A 21,757-nucleotide genomic window follows, 5' to 3' on the forward strand; every position below is an offset into this window, starting at 1 on the left:
TTTCGCCTCCTAAAGCTACAAAATAAGCAGCTAAAGCGTCGGCAATAGATTGAGAACCTCCTTTAGGAATTGGCCAGCCATATTTATGCCCTACAGCAGAAAGTACCAAACCAATTGCTGCAGATGCCCAGTTACTAAGCGGCTGTATGGAATGTGCTGACATACCGCCCCACAAACCCTTCGCTTCTTTAGTTTTGAACTTTTTAGCTACCGAATCAGCCGATCTGATCGCATTAAATCCAAATCTGGCTAAAAGAAAAGGATGAGAAGGAAAACTTAATGGTCCCAGTACATCTTTCAGCAAATCATCCAGATTTTCATATAAAGGTCTTATCAGATCTTCATAAACTGTTCTGTCTGTCCCTAGTGCATTTGCCGTTTCTTCTATAGAAGTCGATAAAAATGCTGCTGGTCCGTCATCAAACGGATGAGCAGCAGCTAATGGAGCATGAATAAATTCCAGCCCGCATTTAGACAAATCTAAAGAGGAAAAGAAGGGGGAGCCCATGATCATGGGATGAATCGCCGAACAAACATCATGCTTGAAACCTGGTAGGGTAAGTTCCTTTGTCCGCATTCCTCCCCCTATAACATCTTTACCTTCCAGCAACAATACAGAAACCCCGGCCTGCTGTAACGTGATTGCCGCAGCTAAACCATTTGGCCCCGAACCTACTACTATTGCCTCGTATGCTTTCATTGACATATTAAAATTCCTTTACGTGACTATTTCTTCCTGCCGTTAACGGATATTTCTTGTTATCTCTATCAAGAACTACGTATATAGAGTCTTTAAATTCGTTAATTCCTTTTAAAATTATACGGTCTTTATTTGGTCTTTGATAGTGTAAAACCTGTTTCTGATCTCTGTCTGATTTATTCTTATTCTGCAGATAAAGTATATTGTTTACTGTATCTGCTTTATAATAATACCAAAACCTTCCTCCTATTCCCGCCAATTCCCAATTGATATTTATGTCTCTTGTTTCGGGATTATATACATGCTTCTCTTCAGGATATCTTCGGATATCTCCCTTCCAATTGAAATGCCATTTATTATCATAAACCTCCCATCTTCTCGGATAACTTTTAGCGGCAAACATTCCTATATTCTGCGTTCGGTTTTCCAGTTTAAAACTTATGGAAGACCAATCTTCAAAAGTAACATCATGCCATCTTATAGAATCCTGGGGAGAATAAGGAATAATTCTATTATTTAACCTGAATTCGGTTACATTGTAATAGCCCGCAGCATCTTTCAGACCGGGAGTATTTGGTATTTTATAAAAATCGTTATGTGTATATGCATAAACTTCCAATATGAAAAACAGCAATACAAAAACAAAGTTAGCTGAATATTTAATTGTCCACCGTAAATAGCACTGCCACGTTATTTTAAATACAGGATAGTAATGTTTTATTAATGTATTTTTTTGATTTACGATAAGATTCCAGATGCCGGGTAAATCATACCATAAAATAAAAAAAGAAAGCATTGCCATACAAGCGCTGGGTACCTGCTCTCCAATATCGTAAGCATGGTTTGAAATAGCAATATTACCAAAAACTACCAGTGTAATTGCTGCTCCAACCCCGGTAGTTCGTCTGAATAGCAACAAAAAACCACCTATAAATTCTGCAAACCCAAGAAAAACTTCATATACAGGCGCTACGCTGATAGCCTCCCAGTACAACCTTTTAGCAAAGAAATCTATAAATTCTGTATTCCATAAACCAATAGCCTGTACCGGCATTTGCATGATAAACAATTTCTTATATCCCCATGCTATTCCTGCATATGCTACCCGGTATCTTGCCAGAACCCTTACCCAATAATATAAATTGTTATATTCTTTCCTTTTATCAAATTTCCCCCATATTAAAGCCACCATAACAGCAATTAATAGTATAAAAGGAATATTTCCATAGCTGTGTATACCGAAAAACCCGCTTTCTGAAAAATGATTTAGAAATTGGGGATTATAAAAAGCTACAATTTCTGTTAATTCCCGATAAGTTAAATTAGGATAATCTATCAGAAACAGAAATTTATAAAAGCCCCAATCTAATGGTATTGAAAACAGTGAGAAAAACACAAAAGATACCCTGAATACAAATAAATTGACTGGTGCCCATTCATATGTTGGTACATAATGGCCTTCTTCACTAACATGCTGTCTTTCTTCCATAACTAGGGTAATACGGTTATTTCATTATCTGTTCTTTTGCTATAAAGCGGATATTCTTTATCTTTTCTGTCTAAAACCACATATATGGAGTCTTTATACTGATTTATTCCACTAAGAATTATCCGTTCTGATGAAGGTCTTTCATAATGAAGTGTAAAATCTTCATCTTTATAAACCTTATTCTTGCTTTTAAAACTCAGGGTCTGTGCTACAGAGTCAATTTCATAGTAATAATGACGTCTCCCCCCGCCTGTTCCGGCAGACTCGTAAGTTCTGTCTATATCTTTAAATTGTTTCCCCCTTCCTGCCTCGCCATGTATTACGAATGTTTGGTTAACTGTGTAGGATAATGTCGACCACTTTTCTAAAGTTACATCCTGCCATCTTACAGAGTCAAGCGGGGAATAAGGTAAGCTCTCGCCATTCAATTTAAACTCTGTTACGTCATACAGACCTCTGGCATTGGCCAAACCTGGATTAGACGGTACTTTATATGAATCATGCTTATAATTATCCCAATGCAAGTAAGCACTCAACACGAAAAAAAACAAGAAAACGAAGCTTTTAAATGCAATTCTAAAATATTTTTCTCCCTTTTTCTTAAACGGATAATGATAAATTGCCGGGTTTGTATCTTTTTCCTTTACAAGGAGCCTCCAAATATTTTTCAGGTACGGGACTAACACAAATGCTGCTCCATAAGTAAAAAAAGCCGCTGCAAGGTGTATTCCACCATCATAAGCATGGTTGGCAAGTGTTATATTACCAATCATGGCAACGGACAAAGCCGCTCCGATTGCTCTTGTCGGTCTGAATAGTAAGAATAACATGATTGCCAATTCTGCCAGTCCTGCAAAAACTTCGTACGCATGGACAAAACTGAACTGTACCCAATATAGTTTCTGAGCGGTAAAATCGCCAAATGGTGTATTAAGCTGTGTTAGTGCCAACTCTGGCATTTGTGTAGGAAATACTTTTGAGAAAGTGAGTCCCTGTAACTTGATTAATAACGCATAGCTAACAGCGGTAAGGAGAAAATAATAGAGAACGGTATAATCATCTCGTTTCTTATCAAAGAATCCCCATATAAAAGCTCCAACTATACCAATACCCAATGCAAGGAATAAATTAGCGTAGCTTGCCAACCCAAAAGGGGCGTTTTCTGATCTGATACTTAGAAATGAAGCGGGCGAATCTGCTAACGAGCCTTTATCTGCTGCGCCATTATGAATGGAACCTACTTTTATTGGATTAAAAGAGGTACCGCTTAATCTGCCGATATCTCTTATATGCAGGTTTGACCAATCTGTTGTAAACCAACTTTTGTAATAAGAGATATCTGTTGGTATAATTATCAGGAAAAAGAATATAAAAAATACTCTAAAAAAATATTTTTCATAAGCTGTCCATTTTTTGTTAGTCAGCTTTCCTGATGTTTCTGAGGATGAATTCCCTTCAATATTTTTATTGTTTTCGATGTCTGTTGAAGTATCCATAATTTAAGTAAAAACATATCTGCAATTGAATATTATAATCTTACCGGTTTTCTGCGTCCTTCGTACAACATATATTTCCTGTTGACTTTGTCCAGAACAGCATGAACAGAATCTTTCTTCTCGTTAACGCCGCTTAATACAATAGTAGAATCGTTAAGGAATTGATAATTAAGCTCAAACTTTTCTTCGGAGTGGTTTTTATTCTTGTTTACCAGATAAAGTTTCTTTTTAACAGTATCTGCATCATAAGAGAAATAACGCCTGCCACCTACTCCTGCAGATTCATAATTTCTGTCAATATCGTTACTATAGTATCCCTCTGCAGTTGATCTGTCCAGTGTAATCGGTTTTGCTATCTTGATACTTATGGTAGCCCATTTTTCAAATACCACATTTTGCCATCTGTTAGAATCTGTTCTTGAATAAGGAATAAGCTGATTATTTAATTTGAATTCACGTACGTTATAATAACCATAACTTCCGCTTAAGCCTGTGGTTTTAGGTAGTTTGTAGGGTTCTTTTGTGTAATTAGCATAGGTTGTTGCACCCAAAACCAATAAAAAAACAGCAATAAAAGCCTTTAATGCAATCCGTATATTTTTTATGTTTTTTGAATTAAAGGTTGGTTGAAATTTATTAGCTATAGTATAACGCTCGCGGATAAGCAAGCTATATAGCCGTGGGGCATCATATGCAAATAAGAAAGCTGCCAGAATAACCAGGTATAAACTATAAACCTGTTCACCGGCATCATAAGCCAGATTTGCAGCAAATACGTTCCCTGTAAAACCAATAATAATACCTGAACCAAAAGTTACTGTTCGTCTGAATAATAGAAGCACTCCGGCCAAAATCTCAACAAATCCTAAAAAAGACTCGTACCATTGTGCAATTCCCACAGTATGGAAGTATATTTTCCATGCATAAAAATCTCCGTAATTGGTATGAAGGTTACTTAAAGATGGATAGGGCATTTGTAATGGAAAAAGTTTGATAAAGCCGTAAGCTATTATCCCTATTGCCAATCTGTATCTCACTATTACACGTAACCAGTAATATAAACTATCATAATCTGGTTCTTTGCTTCTTTGCCATATTATTGCTCCGATAGCAGCTAAGAAAACAGGTATAATCAAACTGGCATATCCATCTAAACCAAAGAATACCGGAACATATTTGGATAGAGTGAATAGATCATAAAAATTAAGACCTGTCCAATCTATTGAAAAAAGTGATATATAATACTTCCAGTCCAATGGAACTGAAAGTATTATAAAGTAGATAAAAAGAAATTTTATAACCAATTTTTCGGAATTCTTCCATGTAGAAGTATAGCCGGAAGAAACATTGAATAAACTCATATCTTGTTAAATAAAATGTTTTAATAGCCTTTATTCTGATCCTTTTCCAGATTAGGATCTAACTGTAATTGCGCAACAGGAATAGGAAAAACATATTCATGGTCTGATACAACGGTATTTGGATCTAATGCTTCCAAAACTGCCTTTGCTCTTCCTGTCCGGGCCAAATCAAACCAACGATGCGCCTCAAAAGCAAATTCGTAGCGTCTTTCTTCTTCTATTGCCAACAAAACATCTGGTTTGGTCACTGCGGCAGAAGGCAACAAACCTGCTCTGTCCCTTACCTCATTTAAGTCTGCCAATGCTCCATCTAACACAGATAAATTGTCCCGTTGGGCTCTTGCTTCTGCCCTTATCAGATACATTTCTGCTATTCTGAAAATATACGCTGGATCTGTTGCCGGCAATCTGTAATAAAGATTTCCAAACCATATTGTAGTACCGCTTTGTGTAACACTTTTTATCAAGGCACTTCTTCCGCCCCCAATATTTGGATCGTTTAACAATTGAACGAATCTGTCATTAGGAGCATATCTGTAGGTACCTCCGTTTGTCGGATGTTGCATTTGCGATCTTATCGCACTTGGGTTTAAAGCACTAAACTCTAACTCAAAGATTGATTCTCGGGTCCCCACAACATTATTTGCAAACCAGGCGCTATAAGGTCTTAACAGCGTATAATCAGCTGTTTTTTCTATCAATTTAGTCGCATATTCTTCTGCCTGTTCCCATTGTCCTCTATACAGATGCAATCTTGCCCTCAGTGCCCAAACAGTTCTTTTTGGTGCTCTTATTCGGATTACTTCATCGGGGAATAAATTCTCTGCATCTATTAGATCATTTAAAACCTGATTATAGGTATCATCTAATGATGATCTTTTTATCTGTGGCCTGTCTTCTATAGATGTTGTAGGCTCGAGAAACAATTGCACTCCACCCCACGCTCTGGCTAAATCAAAATAAGCCAATGCCCTTATGAATTTGGCTTCGCCAACATATTTATCTTTTAATGCCTGTGTTAATAAAGGATCCTGAACTGCGGGAACTTTTGCAATAACATGGTTTGCCCTGTTTATTACATCATATATTGCTGTCCACGCAGTATTAAATAGTACTTCATCTGTTCTGTAATTTACATTAACAAGATTTGCACCACCTCCAGTTGTCAAATTGGTAATATCTCCACTAGGAAAGTACCCCAATGTCACATATGTTTCTCCATAATAACCAGCAGCACCCAATTGCCTGTATACTCCTCTTAACGCTGTTTCACTTGATCCTTTATCGTATATAGGTGTTAAATCTGATACTGCATTAACCGGATCTACGGTAAGGAATTTTTCGCATGATGATAATGAAACAGCTATTATCACATACATTATATATTTAATTTTTTTCATATCTATTTCTGTAATTTAGAGTGAGACATTTAAACCAAACTGCAGGGTTCTCGGTTGTGGCGGAGTTCCATAATCGTAACCTTGAATATTATTGGTACCTAAATTTGATTCAGGATCAGATCCTGTATATTTAGTAAACAGCAATAAATTATTACCTGTTACATAGACTCTTAGCCTGTCAATCTTTGCTTTAGAAGTTAAAGATTTAGGCAAAGTATATCCAAAAGTCAACGAACGTAATCTGATATAGGAAGCATCCTCGAAAAACCGGCTAACCTCTTGTCTGGAATAGTTTTCGGTAGTTAATCTTGGTGTATTTGTAGTCTGCCCTGGTGTTGTCCATCTATCTAATTGACTCGCTAATAAAACACGATTCGCATCTAAAGTCCCCCCCGTTTCGCCAAGCATCCTGTTATGGTTCCATATATGGTTTCCATAAGAATAAGTGAAGAATATTCCTAAATCGAATGATTTATAGGTAAAGTTATTACTTAATCCACCAAACAATTTTGGCCACGTACTCCCCAATATCTGTCTGTCATCCGCTGTAATTTTACCATCGTTATTATAATCATCAATTATCAAATCACCGGTTTGGCGGTCTACACCTGTTTGCTTATATAACCAATAAGAATAAAGTTCTTTTCCTTCCTGTAAACGAATCAGATCACGGCCAGCAAAAGGTATATCTGCGGGTATTTTCTCTATTTTATTTTTATTTTGCGCAATATTAAAATCCGTTTTCCAGGTAAATCCACGTGTTCTTAAATTGGTAGAATTAATGGCAAACTCAAATCCGTTATTGCTTATTTCACCGTAATTGGTGATATAAGATGAAAAACCTGTAGATGCAGGAACTGCAACTTCCAGCAATGCATCTGTAGTATATTTTCTGTAATAGTTGAATTCAATATTTACTTTGTCATTAAGCAATCCAATATCTATACCTGTACTTAACTGAGCTGTACTTTCCCATTTTAAATCTGGATTTGCCAATTGTAAAGGAGCGGTTCCTGGCAGTTCGGCACCACCAACAGCATCAGCATAGTTATATCCACCTGTCCACAGACCTCGTGAAGCAAAATCGTCTATTCCTCCCTGGTTTCCTGTTATACCATAACTTACTCTTAATTTAAGGTTGCTTAAATAAGATACATCTTTCAGAAAATTCTCTTCATTTACTCTCCATGCCCCACCTATGGATGGGAAATACCCCCATCGGTTATTTTCTCCGAATTTTGAAGAACCATCCGCTCTTACAATAAACTCAGCATAGTATTTATTTCTGTAATTATAGTTTGCTCTTGAGAAAAAAGAGGCTAATGTATTATTGGTTTTATATTGAGATGCGGTTTGTACTGCCGCTGAAGAAATCTGGGTGTATGAATTATTTGGGAAATTGGTTCCGGTTGCCGAAACGTTTTTTATTTCTGCCCCCTGCAAGGTATTTCCTATCAATACTCCAAACGAATGATCTCCAATTTTATCATTATAAGCCAGGGTCTGTTCATTTACTGCAGTTGAAGATTGGGTTATACTTTGAGTACCCCTTCCTCCACTGGCACCTAATATGGTTCGGGTATCCCAATATTCGTTTTCTTCGTAATTGTTGTAATCCACCCCGAACGTCGATCTGAATTTCAGCTTAGGTGTGATATTATAGTCAAAATATACATTTCCTACGTAATGATAACTGTTAGACCATAGATTTACTGTATTGGTGAGTACATCTATATTATCAAAGTTAACCCACTTTAACGGATTCCCCTGATCGTCAAAAATAGGGAGATAGGTAGGTATATTTAATGATGCCTGCAATAAAGTTCCATTTCCGCCATTTGCCGGCCTTGCCTGGTCTCTATAGCTTTTTGTTAAAGTATTGCTTGTTCCAATGGATATTTTTTCATTAAGTTTTTGATCCAGATTTACTTTAAAGCTTACCCGCTCAAAAGCCATAGGTTTCCATATAGATTCCTGGTCTGTAAAACCTGCACCAATGTAGTATCTGGTTTTATCCGAACCTCCACGTATAGACAGGTCATAATTCTTTAATGCAGCTGTTCTGTTCAGATAGGCCATTCTGTCATAAGTTGGTTGTTCTTCTGGTAAGCCTCTTCCCGGAACTCCACTAATAATAACATCTTTTGGTCTGAAAGGCTCTACACCATTAATATTTCTACGGTATTCATTAATTAACATCGCATGCTCAGGCCCTGTAGTAGTTTTCCATACCCTGTCTGAAGGAGCCCAGCCAAAACCTTCTGATGCATTAAAATCAATTTTAGATTTTTGCCCGTAATTCCCTCTTTTTGTAGTTACGATAACCACACCATTTGCTCCTCTTGACCCATAGATTCCTATTGCGGTAGCATCCTTTAATATTTCTATACTCTCTATATCTGACGGATTAATATCAGCAAGCGGAGAAGTTTGCCTGTCTTGTGCTATATTTTGTAAACTGGCATTGTTAACAAATACACCATCTATGACATATAAAGGGTCATTTGTTGCGTTAATTGATGTTGCTCCTCGTACTCTTATAAAAACATCTGAGCCAGGAACACCTGTATTGTTATTAATTTGTACACCAGCGGCTTTTCCCTGCAATTGTGAATCAAAACTTGCTTCGGCTATAGTCTTTGTCTCTCCCGGGTCTATTTTATTTACTGAACCAATTAAATCTCGTCGCTGTTGAGTGGCATAACCTACCACAACCACATCGTTCAACTGTCTTCTGTTTTCTTTTAGTTCAACTGTAATTGGAGTACTTGTAGCAACTATGCTCAGCTTTTCATAACCTAAATAGCTTACAATAATGGTAACTGGTAATTTCTGCCCTGTAACAAAGTTGAATTTACCCTCGAAATCTGTCTGTACACTATGAGTTACACCTTCTAACTGTACAAGCGCTCCGGGTAATGGTTCTTTTGTTTGTGCATCAATTACTTTACCACTAAGAGTGGCATTAATTAAGGGTTGGGTTTTTACTTGTGCGAATGAATTTACTGTCCGGAGCAGTAAAATGATAAAAAGCAAAAGTTTAAATTGCTTTCTAAAAGTCAAAATGGAAGAATACCATTTTGCTTTTGCAAAATTTTGCATACTTTTATATTTCTTAATTTTTAGTAATTAAACAGGAGCAACGCCAATTGATTTCCTGTTTGGTTAATTAAAAGATTTGAGGGAAATGCTATATGTGTTTCCCTTTTTTGTTATTTATCGTATATATTTCAGCAACGCATGTTAGTTTCCTCCTTTTTTCATTTGATTTAAAATACACCTACAGATTTTAAAATTGTTCTTAAGCTAGAAAGCAGCACAATTACACCCACACCTATAAGCATCTTTTTCAAAGGTAATTTGCCTACTAATTTTGCCGCCAGGGGAGCAGCTAACAGTCCACCTAATATCAATCCTATTATAGATTCCAGATGACTTGTACCTAAAATCACAAAAAAAGTAAGTGCACTGGACATAGTAACAAAGAATTCTGTTAAGCTTACAGAACCTATTACATATTTTGGACTTCTCCCCTTAGATATTAGCGTACTGGTAACAAGCGGTCCCCATCCGCCTCCTCCAAAAGAATCAAGGAAACCACCTGCACCAGCTAACCAACCTGCTCTTTTAACCTTTTTAGGTTTTGTATTTTTCTTTTTAAATGCTTGCGATAATATTCTTACACCTAAAATAAAGGTATATACCGAAATGACCGGACGTATGTAACCTGCATAAGCTTCGTCTACATAACCTAACAAAAGTGCTCCCAAAATAGCTCCAATAACGCCTGGGATCAGAAGCGTCTTAAACAGTTTTTTATTTACATTTCCGAATTTGTAATGACTAAACCCTGAAGCCCCGCTGGAAAACATTTCTGCTGTATGGATACTACCCGATATAACAGCCGGACTAAAGCCACCTGATAATAACATCGTTGTAGAGATTACACCATATCCCATTCCCAATGCTCCATCTACCATCTGAGCAAAAAAACCAACAGCAAGCATAAACAAGAATTGCTCGTTAAACTGGTTCTTGAAGTAAGATTCCACTTCCGGATAAGTAAAATTATGATAGGCATATAACCCTAAAAAAAGTACAGCTAATATTACCAAGCACCAGGTTGCTACTTTCTTCCACTTCTTTTTTGATTGTTCGTACTGATTTTTTTCATTCTCAATCTCTGAGGCAATTACTTGTTCTTGATCTTCTATAAGCATTTTTTCTCTTTTAAACTTCTGCAGATTAATTCGCAGAACATAATCTACTAAATCACTCGACAATAATAAGAAGATGATTTTAGAATTGCAAATAAAATCTATCGAATTAGTAGTTTATTATAAAAACACCAAAGAAACGCACATAACAATATGTGTTTCTTTGGTGTTTTAATTGTAAGTTTCTTTAGAAAACGAAGGTCTGTTAAACAAGCACCGTCAAAACGATTTTTTATTTTAGTCTATTCTCGTAAGTTCTTCGCCGTCTATGTTTTCTTCTACTACGAGCGGTACTTTTTCAAGAGTAACAAAACTTAGATCTAAACCAAAACCTTTCTCTTCCGATAAGCTGATTTTTTTGAGATAGAAATAATAGTCCATAATAATACGGTCCAGAAAGGATAAATTATTTGCTCTGGAAAGAATTTTCTCCAATACCACAAATTTAAAGTCTCCTGTAATATCATATTTTTGTAGTGAAGGATGTCTGCTTTTTATATTAACTTCACCCGTCTCAACAAGATCTTCTACCACTTTTCTGAACAATAAACTAATTCTTTGATTTACCCTGAAACCCAGTTTGAAATCTATTCGAATTAATTTACCCTTTATTAAATGTGTTATCTTATATTCCGTTGTATGTGGCTCGTCTACAACATCGACATGGACTAACCAGTATACATCAGCTCTTTTCGGCTTCTTTTGTAAGATAGAATAGATTACCTTTATTTCTATCTCGTTAGTGAAGTTAGCACTGGTTAGATAAACCAATTGTGAAGCATATTTCGGTACTGTTTCGTCATCACTAAGATCTCTGATGACATCATAATATTTTTTAATATCGTCGAAACGTAAATACCTGTTCTTTATCTTTCTTGACGTATACCAGGTCCACATTATGGAAAACATAATTAGGCCTATCATGATAGTAAACCAACCGCCATGAAGAAATTTGGTTAGATTACCTAAAAAGAATACGCCTTCTAACAGTCCATAAATAACTGCAAATATGACAATAAGATATATTGGAATTTTTTTCTTCGCCATATAAACACAAATGAGAATTGTGGTCATCATCATAGCAAGGGTGATAGATAAACCATAGGCTGCCTCCATATTCTCTGATCTTTTAAAATATAAAACAACCAGAATACAGCCTACCCACAATAACCAATTTATGCTTGGAACATATAATTGACCTTTTTGGTTAGTAGGATAATTTATTTTGACTTTTGGCCACAGATTTAATCTTACTGCTTCGGAAATCATCGTATATGAACCCGAAATAACAGCCTGACTGGCAATAATCGCAGCTACTGTGGCAAGAGATATACCAATCACCAAAAAAGATTCCGGCATCATTCTAAAGAACGGATTCCTACCATCCAACAGCGTATTTTCTAAACCTGTCAGATAAACTCCCTGACCTAAATAATTAAGTACGAGACAAATTTTAACATAAATCCAACTGATTCGGATATTTCGTCGTCCGCAATGTCCCAAATCTGAATATAAAGCTTCTGCCCCGGTAGTACAAAGAAATACTGCCGCCAAAAGAGTCAATACAGACGGATTGTTTGTTAGCAAATGGTAAGCATAATAAGGATTTAGGGCTTTAATTATAGATGGATTCTGTACCACCTGAAGAAGACCTATCGCTCCCATCATAGTGAACCACGCAAACATAATAGGTCCAAATGCCTTTCCTACAGTGGAGGTTCCGAACTGCTGAATAATAAAAAGAAGCGTAATAAGCATAAGGACTATAGGTAGCGTCTGTAGATCCGGGTAATAAATTTCAAGCCCTTCTACAGCTGCTGATATAGTAATAGGCGGTGCAATAATTCCATCAGCCAGAAGGGCGCATCCACCAATAATGGCCGGTATAACCAACCATTTTGCTTTTCTTCTAACTAAAGAATACAACGAAAAAATCCCACCTTCACCTTTATTGTCAGCCCTTAATGTTATTAACAAATATTTGATAGTCGTTTGCAAAGTTAACGTCCAGAAAACGCAACTTACACCACCTAAAATAAGGCCTTCGGAAATTAGTCTTTCTCCGATAATTGCCTTAAATGTATAAAGAGGAGAAGTACCAATATCTCCATATACTATACCTAAGCTAATGAGTACTCCGGCGGCGGTTAACCTGTTTAAATCTTGATGTTTAGACACAATTAATCTTTAAAAGATGCAAATGTAAATTAACTTTACAAATAATCAATAACAGATTTACTGATCAGTAGGATTCTCACAACAACGTTAATTATTGTTAAAAAGTATAATTGTTCAATAATTGTTTTTATTTTCTTGGCATATTATTTATATTTTTGTATAAAGAATATGAAAAACAACTATCAAATACCATTTTGGAGTATCGTTATATTTGCTGTGCTACAGGTAGCAAATATAGGTGCTATTGCTGTTAGTCCTATTCTAAAAGACACTACTAAAACACTCTATTTAAAAGATAGCAGACCTAACAGACCTAAATTTGATGTTAAAGTGCTTAATAAGGATTTTGAGTCTTTTATGTTAAAAATGTCTGCTGTAAAAGCTTCGTCATCACTGACAAAACTTCCGGTTAACAATACCGCGAAAAATAACATTTCTCTTGATGCTCAAAATCAGAAACCGATAGATAATGTAAAAATCTATCCTAATCCTGTTTCCACTCAGATTAATTTATCATACACACTGGCAAAAGAGAATATAGTAACTATAAAAATTTTGGATGTGTTGGGCAATGAAGTGGCTACTTTACTATCTCAAAAAGTAAGTGCAGGAGATCAATTAAACACATTTAATTTGACCACTAAATTAAACAGTGGCCTCTATTTTGTTCGAATTGTTACAGGGTCTGAATCTATTATTAAAAGAATATCGGTTTTATAAGATTTATTTAAAATATTTGTAAAGCCTTACTGTTAATATAGTAAGGCTTTTTATTTTTTGAGCGTTAGCATCTTATAATTAGTGACTAACGACTGTTTTAACTAATGAACTAAAATAATGAAAGTAATTGCAATAGGAAGAAATTATAGCGAACATGCAAAAGAGCTAAACAATCCTATCCCCGACAAACCCGTTATATTTATAAAACCCGACACAGCTGTATCAAAAAACAACCGGCCTTTTTACTATCCTGAATTTTCTTCTGACATCCATTACGAAATAGAACTGGTTTTAAAAATTGCTAAAGAGGGGAAACATATTGCGCCAAAATTTGCAAGTAAATACTACGAAGAGATTGGTTTGGGAATCGATTTTACAGCCCGTGATTTACAAACTGAATTAAAATCTAAAGGTTTACCCTGGGAACTTGCCAAAGGCTTTGACAATTCTGCTCCTGTAAGCGATTTCGTTCCAATTTCTGATTTTAAAAATCTACAGGATCTTAATTTCTCTTTATCTATTAATGGCGAATTAAAGCAACAAGGCAACACAAAAAATATGCTTTTCTCCTTCGATGAAATTATTGCTTTTGTTTCTCAATACATTACACTAAAAAAAGGAGATTTGATTTTTACCGGCACTCCTCCCGGTGTTGGTAAAATCAATATTGGAGACAAACTTGTTGGTTTCATTGAAGATCGGGAGTTTTTGAATTTTGAAATTAAGTAGTATTAATATGTTGCTAATAAAAAGTCTGTATCGCATTGTTTTAATATCGTCTTTGTTTTTCACAAATATTGTATTTGCTCAGGAACTGGACTTTAATACTATTCCGAAGAACTATTATTTACATCCATTAGATATTAAACTTAACCTGTCCGGTTCTTTTGGAGAGATAAGAACAAACCACTTTCACTCTGGGCTCGACATCAAAACTAATCAGAGAGAGGGATATCCTGTTTATGCAGTAGCCGATGGTTATATTTCCAGAATACGGGTTCAAATTGGCGGATTTGGCTATGCCCTTTATGTAGACCATCCTAACGGTACTACAAGCGTATATGCACATTTACAGAAATTCAATCCGACGATTTCCCTTTTCTTAAAAAATCATCAATATAAATTACAAAGTTTTGCAGTAGATTTCCCTTTAACACCTATAGAAATACCTGTTAAAAAAGGAGATATTATTGCTTATTCTGGTAATAGCGGTAGTTCCGGAGGCCCACATTTACATTTCGAGATTAGAAATACCAAAACAGAACAAACAATTAATCCATTATTGTTTGGGATAAAAGTTGAAGACAATATAAAACCAGTAATCAACAGCCTTTATTTATATACTTTAAACGACGATCCTTTTAGTGAAAAGACTAAGAAACAACTTATTCCAATAACCGGAAACAATGGAAACTATAAACTTACACAAGCTACTCCGTTAACCGTAAATAGCAGATTTGCGTTTGGTATAAGTGCTTATGATATGTTTAGTGGAAATGCCAATAAAAACGGCTTATTTAATACACGAATTTTATTGGATGGTGTAAATATATTCGAGACCGTGATTGACCAACTGTACTTCGATCATACCCGTTCTGTAAATGCATATATAGATTATCCGGCAAAATTTAGTCTGGGAAGAGTTATTGAAAAAGGGTTTGCTTTACCGGGAGCAAAAACTTCTTTCTATAAGAACATGATTAATTATGGGATGATTGAGTTAAAAGATCAGGAAGTACACGAAGTACAATATATTCTTAGGGACTATAGCGGCAACGAATCTACACTTAAGTTCAACATCAAATCCGTTTCCAATAGCATACCGGAAAAGACTGCTATTAGAGGTAAATACTTCAACTACCTGAAAGATAACAAATTTGAAAATGAAGAAATTATCGTAAATTTCCCTAAAGGAATATTGTATGATGATTTGGATTTCATTTATTCAAAAACTCCAAAGTCTGGAAGTGCTTTATCTGATTATCATCAAATACACAATCGACTTACTCCCATACACGCTGCCTTCGAATTACAAATCAAAGTTGCCCCTGAATATTTATCTTTTAAAGATAAATTAGTTGTGGTAAATTCTGCAGGTGCTTCGCAGGGTGGCGAATTTTTTAATGGTTACATTAAAGCCTTCCCACGCTCACTAGACAAATTTTCACTAAGAGCAGACACTATTGCGCCTAGAATTAGTCCTGTAAATATTACAGACGGTTCCAATTTAGCTGCTGCCAGCCGGGTATCTTTTAAAATTTCCGATAATTTATCGGGTATTAAGAGTTTTAATGGCTATATTGATGGAGAATGGGTGTTAATGGAATACGAACCCAGAACGGCTACAATCTGGCATACTTTTGAAAAGCATATAAAAGGAAAACATACATTTAAAGTTGTTGTTACAGATTTAAAAAACAATACCCGGACTGTAGAGTACAACTTCTTAAAATAATAAAGACCATGGAAGAATTAAAAGAAGGGGACAAAGCTCCTCTATTTACATCAAAAGACCAAAATGGGAAACAGGTATCTCTTAACGACTACCTTGGAAAACGCGTTGTTCTTTATTTCTACCCTAAAGATAACACTCCCGGCTGTACGGCAGAAGCTTGTGATTTCAGAGACAACTACCAAATGCTTAAAAAACATGGGTTCGAAATCATTGGAGTAAGTGTAGACGATGAAGATTCTCACAAAAAATTTGAAGAGAAATTCAACTTGCCTTTCACTTTGTTAGCTGATGTTGACAAAGATATTGTGGAAAAATATGGTGTTTGGGGCGAAAAGAATATGTACGGAAAAACCTATATGGGAACCAATCGAAGAACTTTTGTGATAAACGAAAAGGGTATGATTGAAAAAATCATTAAAAAAGTAGATACTAAAAATGCTTCCGAACAGTTGCTAGAAGCTTTAAGCAATTAAAAAAGCTATCTAAATCGCATCATTTCCATGATTCCGAATATTTTCGCATAAGTGTCAAGGTATACAGAAGACAAAATAATGGAGGATTAAACCTCTTGTGCCATTCTGACTGTAGAGAAACTTACATGTAAGATGTTGCTCGATAATGAGATGCTTCTCCCCAACTGGTCGGGAGAAGCATAACAAACAAACTATTTTATCCTTATCTTGTCGCTAATGCGACTTCCCGGGATATGGTTAGAGCTTTTTGATCAGCTTTTTTCCCTTTTTATCTAACAAAGTTTCTGTTCATAAATAAAGTTTGATAGTAAATAGCCTCTTTCCAATAGTCCCAATTATGCTTACCTGGTTTAACAACATAATCATGAGGTACTTTATTGGCTAAAAGGACAGCATGCAGTGCTTCGTTCACCTGATAGAAAAAGTCATCCACACCACAATCTATCATTAATTTAAGTCCAGGCTTAATTTGGGAAACCATATTAATGACGGTGTTATCATCCCAATTTTTACTATGGGTCGCGTATTCACCCAATTTTTCTGCAATCTTCCAGTTTTTAGGAAAAGGTCTAAAATCTACTCCCCCGCTCATACTTCCGGCAATTCCAAAAACATCCTGATGTTTTATTGCTAAGTATAATGCGCCATGACCACCCATACTTAAACCTGTTATTCCCCGGCCATTTCTGTCTTTAATGGTTTTATATTTAGAGTCTATCCAATTTACAAGCTCTGTAGCAACATATGTTTCATACTTCCATTCCGGTAATAAAGGACTGTCAAAATACCAACTGGAAACATTTCCATCCGGACAAACAAAAATTAATTGATGCTGATCGCTTAAATCCTTTATTGCAGGTACACCCTTAATCCAACCGGCATAATTTCCCCCATGCCCATGCAGTAAATAAATAACGGGGAACTGCTTTTGTGATTTATAATTATCCGGAGTAACTACAACTGCTTTTATCTTTTTGTTCATTGCTGAACTGAAAGTTTCTACAGTGTCTACTGAAGCCGCAAAGGACCGATGCGATATAACGCTTATCGTTAATGCAATACATGACAATAAAAATTTCCTCATTTCTAAATTCTTAAAAAATAACGTTGTTGTGAAAATCTAAATTTAAAACATTCTTTCCTGTTTTAACATTATAAATATAAAAAAGCTAACATCTTACGCTATATATGAAAAAACTATTATTTTGGATTTTAGGGTTCGCCGTTGTCGTCACAATAGGGTTCTTCGCCGTAACCAGATATTTGACCAATAACTGGAGACCTATTTTGGAAAGACAACTTAAAAATGCCGTTATTAATTCTTCTGATAGTTTATATAGAATAGAATATAAAACATTAGACATTCATCCTGTAAATGGTAATTTGAAACTTACCCGTTTTAAATTAATACCCAATCCGGAAGTTTATAAACGACTAGATGCAAACCAATCGGCTCCAGATAATTTATATGAATTGGAAGTCTCTGCATTGGTAATAAAAAATGCAAATGCAAAAGAAGCAGTAACCAGCAAAGAATTAAAAGTCGCCGATATTATTATTAATAAGCCTAAATTAACAATTTATAACAATAGAAGGGACTATAATGATACCATTTCTGTTAAAAAGAAAGATGACAGACCGCTGCATCAACTTATAAAAGATATTTTTAAAGACATCAGAGTGCAAAAGGTGGAGTTAAGAGATATAAATTTTGCTTTTGTAAACCGAAGTAATCCTGAAGAAAAAAGAACTGCCTTAAAAAATCTGGACATAACTATAACAGATATTCAGATCGATTCAAATGCAGCATTAGATAAATCCAGAGTCTATTATACTAAAGATGTGGTAATAAATATTAAGGATTATCATATTGCTACTCCAGACAGCTTATATTTTGTTAAACTGGAAAATTTAAACTTTTCTACGGCTAAAAATTTATTGAGCTTAAAAAAGGTAAGGCTTGAGCCACGTTTGAGCAAAAAAGAATTTCATAAAAAACTTGGCCATGCACAAGACCGTTATGATTTGACTTTTAATGAAATAAATATAAGCAATGTTGATTTTGACTTATTTCTTAACAGGCAAAAATTATATGCAAAAAACTTGTCTATTAACAATGCCAGTATTGATGTTTATAATAATAATGCTTATCGAAAAATCATCAAAAATAAGACCGGAAAGTTTCCTCATCAACAGCTGCTTAAGTTAGCTTTGGACATGAAAATAGACCAACTTCAGCTCAAAGATGTCGATATAAGCTATAGTGAATTCGACAAAAAAAGCAGACAGGTTGGAAAGATAGAATTCTTAAAAACCAATGGTACTATAAAAAATGTAGTTAATGACAAAAAAGCTTTGAGTCAAAATGCCAAGATGAAAGCAGACCTTAGATCAAAAATTTTTGGAAAAGCGCCCTTACAGCTAAATATGACATTTTATATGAACAGTAAGATTGGCGAATTTGACTACAACGGAGAGATAGGCGCTTTCGACGGAAAACTAATCAATAAAATTGTAAAACCTTTGGGAATGGCCGAGATTATATCTGCTCAGATTGATAAACTAAGTTTTAATGTTAAAGCTAACCAAAATATAGCCCGAGGCTCCATGTTCTTTTATTACAAAGATTTAAAAGTAAATGTTTTGAAACGCGACGAGAAGGGAGAACTCAAAAAACAGGGTTTTGCTTCTGCATTGGCCAGTGTATTTGTCATTCAACAACAAAATCCAGACAGTCGTGGTCAATTCACAAAAGGTAATATTTATTTTAACAGACCTGCAGAAGCATCTTTTTTCAGTTTCTTATGGAAGTCCCTATTTACTGGCATTAAAGAAAGTGTGGGTGTAAGCAGGGAAAAAGAAAAATCATTAAAAAATACCGCTAAAACTATTGGAAATGCAGTAGAAGGTTTCAAGGGCGATATTCAAATGATTAAAGAGAAGCTCCACGAAAGGAAAGAAAGAAGGGAAGAAAGGCGCCAGGAAAGAAAACTGGAAAAGGCTGCCAAAGAAACAGAAAAAGCCAACCAGACAGATAGCATAAAATAAAAAAATCCTGGTATAAATTATACCAGGATTTTTTATGATTAATTATTTGAATTATTTTACTTCTTCAAAATCTACATCAGTTACGTCGTCTGCACCACCTGCAGCTTGGCCATTGCCTTGCTGACCAGCATTAGGATCTTGTTGTTGTGCCTGACCGTCTGCGCCAGCTCCGGCTTTATACATCTCTTCAGATGCTGCAGCCCAGGCTTGGTTCAACGCTTCAGATTTAGCATCTATATCTGCAAAATTACGAGCAGCATGTGCATCTTTCAATGCTTTCAAAGCATCTTCTATAGCTGATTTTTTATCGGCAGAAATTTTGTCACCGTATTCTTTCAACTGCTTTTCTGTTGAGAAGATTAAAGCATCCGCTCCGTTAATTTTTTCGGCCTCTTCTTTTGCTTTTTTATCTGACTCAGCATTTGCTTCTGCTTCTTGTTTCATTTTATCGATTTCTTCCTGAGATAAGCCCGAAGAAGCTTCAATTCTGATATTTTGCTCTTTACCTGTTGCTTTATCTTTAGCAGATACTTTGATGATACCATTCGCATCAATATCAAAAGTTACTTCGATTTGAGGAACTCCTCTTGGTGCTGGCGGAATACCATCTAAATGGAAACGACCAATCGTTCTATTGTCTTTCGCCATCGGGCGTTCACCTTGTATGATATGAATCTCAACAGAAGGTTGATTATCTGAAGCTGTAGAGAACGTTTCTGATTTCTTAGTTGGGATAGTTGTATTAGCTTCTATCAATTTTGTCATTACCCCACCCATAGTCTCAATACCTAAAGAAAGCGGAGTAACATCCAACAATAATACATCTTTAACCTCTCCGGTTAAAACACCACCCTGTATAGCAGCTCCAATTGCAACTACCTCATCCGGATTAACACCTTTAGAAGGTGCTTTTCCGAAGAATTTTTCTACTGCTTCCTGAATAGCCGGAATACGGGTAGAACCACCTACTAAGATAATTTCATCTATATCTGATACTGATAAACCAGCATTTTTCAATGCAGATTTACAAGGAGCAATTGTTCTCTCTATTAAATTTGCAGCTAAACTTTCGAATTTAGCTTTAGATAAAGTGCGTACCAAGTGTTTAGGGCCAGTTGCATCTGCAGTGATGTATGGTAAGTTAATCTCTGTAGAAGTTGTAGAAGATAGCTCTACTTTAGCTTTCTCAGCAGCTTCTTTTAAGCGTTGTAATGCCATTGGATCCTTTGTTAAATCGAATCCACCGTTTTCGCTTTTGAACTCTTCTGCCAACCAATCGATAATTACCTGATCGAAGTCGTCACCACCCAAGTGTGTATCACCTTCGGTAGATTTTACTTCAAACACACCATCTCCTAATTCTAAAACAGAAACGTCATGAGTACCACCACCACAGTCAAACACAACAATTTTCATGTCTTTGTGTGCCTTATCCAAACCGTAAGCCAAAGCCGCAGCTGTAGGCTCATTAATGATTCTTCTTACTTTTAAACCAGCAATTTCACCTGCTTCTTTTGTTGCCTGACGCTGTGCGTCATTGAAATATGCAGGGACTGTGATAACTGCTTCTGAAACTTCGGTGCCCAGAAAATCTTCTGCTGTTTTCTTCATTTTTTGAAGAATCATTGCTGAAATTTCCTGTGGAGTATATTTACGGTCATCTATTTCAATTCTTGGAGTGTTATTATCTCCTTTTACTACTTTATACGGAACGCGTGAAATCTCGCTTGAAACTTCATCATAGCTGCTTCCCATAAAACGTTTTACAGAGTATATTGTCTTTGTTGGGTTAGTAATTGCTTGACGTTTTGCAGGATCACCTACTTTGCGCTCGCCACCTTCAACAAAAGCCACTATTGATGGAGTAGTACGCTTACCTTCGCTGTTAGTGATAACAACAGGCTCATTTCCTTCCATTACAGAAACGCATGAGTTTGTTGTTCCTAAGTCGATACCAATAATTTTAGACATATGATATATAAATTTTATTTAACATTTTTTTGAACAATAATCTATTATCAATGCCTATGCCAATAGAATTTTGACAGCATTTCATTAAATCTGTCAGTAATCTTCCTGTAATACGAGACAAAATACTGTCTTTTAAAATGACAGGTTGTCAGATTACCTTATTAACTAACAGACCAGTTAGTTAATTTTAAAACACATATTCAAAAATAACGACATTCATTATAATATGTTAATAGATAATCTTAAAAG

At 35.6% G+C, this 21,757-nt stretch carries 15 protein-coding genes; 5 read left to right on the top strand and 10 right to left on the bottom strand.

The features are described from left to right. From ABWO41_RS02200 to ABWO41_RS02235, 8 genes are all read right to left on the bottom strand, one after another. The coding region (locus ABWO41_RS02200) for a phytoene desaturase family protein (protein ID WP_353132746.1) at positions 1-700 on the bottom strand (700 nt) is incomplete at its 3' end. 7 nt (positions 701-707) lie between these two features. Beyond that, positions 708-2,189 (bottom strand): hypothetical protein, encoded by a 1,482-nt coding sequence (locus ABWO41_RS02205; protein ID WP_353132749.1) that lies wholly within the window; start codon positions 2,187-2,189, stop codon positions 708-710. Between the two features lie 2 nt (positions 2,190-2,191). Next, positions 2,192-3,685: a hypothetical protein gene (locus ABWO41_RS02210; protein ID WP_353132752.1), complete on the bottom strand. Its 1,494-nt coding sequence runs from the start codon at positions 3,683-3,685 to the stop codon at positions 2,192-2,194. Between the two features lie 32 nt (positions 3,686-3,717). Continuing rightward, positions 3,718-5,046, bottom strand: coding sequence for a DoxX family protein (locus ABWO41_RS02215; protein WP_353132755.1), 1,329 nt, complete (start codon positions 5,044-5,046; stop codon positions 3,718-3,720). A 20-nt stretch (positions 5,047-5,066) separates the two neighbouring features. Next, positions 5,067-6,446 carry a RagB/SusD family nutrient uptake outer membrane protein gene (locus ABWO41_RS02220; protein ID WP_353132758.1) on the bottom strand — a complete coding sequence of 460 codons (1,380 nt, stop codon included), beginning with the start codon at positions 6,444-6,446 and terminating at the stop codon, positions 5,067-5,069. A gap of 15 nt (positions 6,447-6,461) precedes the next feature. Beyond that, the gene (locus tag ABWO41_RS02225; RefSeq protein ID WP_353132761.1) at positions 6,462-9,548 is read right to left on the bottom strand and encodes a SusC/RagA family TonB-linked outer membrane protein; all 3,087 of its coding nucleotides are present in this window, start codon (positions 9,546-9,548) and stop codon (positions 6,462-6,464) included. Positions 9,549-9,715: 167 nt separating this feature from the next. After that, positions 9,716-10,666, bottom strand: coding sequence for a sulfite exporter TauE/SafE family protein (locus ABWO41_RS02230; RefSeq protein WP_353132764.1), 951 nt, complete (start codon positions 10,664-10,666; stop codon positions 9,716-9,718). Between the two features lie 234 nt (positions 10,667-10,900). Next, a complete protein-coding gene (locus ABWO41_RS02235; protein WP_353132767.1) occupies positions 10,901-12,841 on the bottom strand; it encodes a KUP/HAK/KT family potassium transporter in 1,941 nt (646 codons plus the stop codon). Positions 12,842-13,009: 168 nt separating this feature from the next. On the opposite strand from ABWO41_RS02235, the gene ABWO41_RS02240 reads away from it, so the two are divergent. From ABWO41_RS02240 to bcp, 4 genes are all read left to right on the top strand, one after another. Then, a complete protein-coding gene (locus tag ABWO41_RS02240; protein WP_353132770.1) occupies positions 13,010-13,561 on the top strand; it encodes a T9SS type A sorting domain-containing protein in 552 nt (183 codons plus the stop codon). Positions 13,562-13,678: 117 nt separating this feature from the next. Further along, positions 13,679-14,290 (top strand): fumarylacetoacetate hydrolase family protein, encoded by a 612-nt coding sequence (locus tag ABWO41_RS02245; RefSeq protein ID WP_353132773.1) that lies wholly within the window; start codon positions 13,679-13,681, stop codon positions 14,288-14,290. A 7-nt stretch (positions 14,291-14,297) separates the two neighbouring features. Beyond that, complete coding sequence (locus ABWO41_RS02250; RefSeq protein WP_353132776.1) at positions 14,298-16,016, top strand: M23 family metallopeptidase; 1,719 nt, start codon at positions 14,298-14,300, stop codon at positions 16,014-16,016. A gap of 8 nt (positions 16,017-16,024) precedes the next feature. After that, positions 16,025-16,489 carry a thioredoxin-dependent thiol peroxidase gene (gene bcp / locus ABWO41_RS02255; RefSeq protein WP_353132779.1) on the top strand — a complete coding sequence of 155 codons (465 nt, stop codon included), beginning with the start codon at positions 16,025-16,027 and terminating at the stop codon, positions 16,487-16,489. 268 nt (positions 16,490-16,757) lie between these two features. On the opposite strand, the gene ABWO41_RS02260 is transcribed toward bcp, so the two are convergent. Further along, positions 16,758-17,573, bottom strand: coding sequence for an alpha/beta hydrolase (locus ABWO41_RS02260; RefSeq protein ID WP_353132782.1), 816 nt, complete (start codon positions 17,571-17,573; stop codon positions 16,758-16,760). A gap of 104 nt (positions 17,574-17,677) precedes the next feature. On the opposite strand from ABWO41_RS02260, the gene ABWO41_RS02265 reads away from it, so the two are divergent. Then, positions 17,678-19,537 (top strand): AsmA family protein, encoded by a 1,860-nt coding sequence (locus ABWO41_RS02265; RefSeq protein WP_353132785.1) that lies wholly within the window; start codon positions 17,678-17,680, stop codon positions 19,535-19,537. Between the two features lie 51 nt (positions 19,538-19,588). Here the strand turns inward: ABWO41_RS02265 and dnaK are convergent, their stop codons facing one another. Next, the gene (dnaK, locus tag ABWO41_RS02270; protein ID WP_353132788.1) at positions 19,589-21,508 is read right to left on the bottom strand and encodes a molecular chaperone DnaK; all 1,920 of its coding nucleotides are present in this window, start codon (positions 21,506-21,508) and stop codon (positions 19,589-19,591) included. Positions 21,509-21,757 lie beyond the last annotated feature (249 nt).

This window comes from Pseudopedobacter sp. (assembly GCF_040392825.1).
Lineage (GTDB): Bacteria > Bacteroidota > Bacteroidia > Sphingobacteriales > Sphingobacteriaceae > Pseudopedobacter.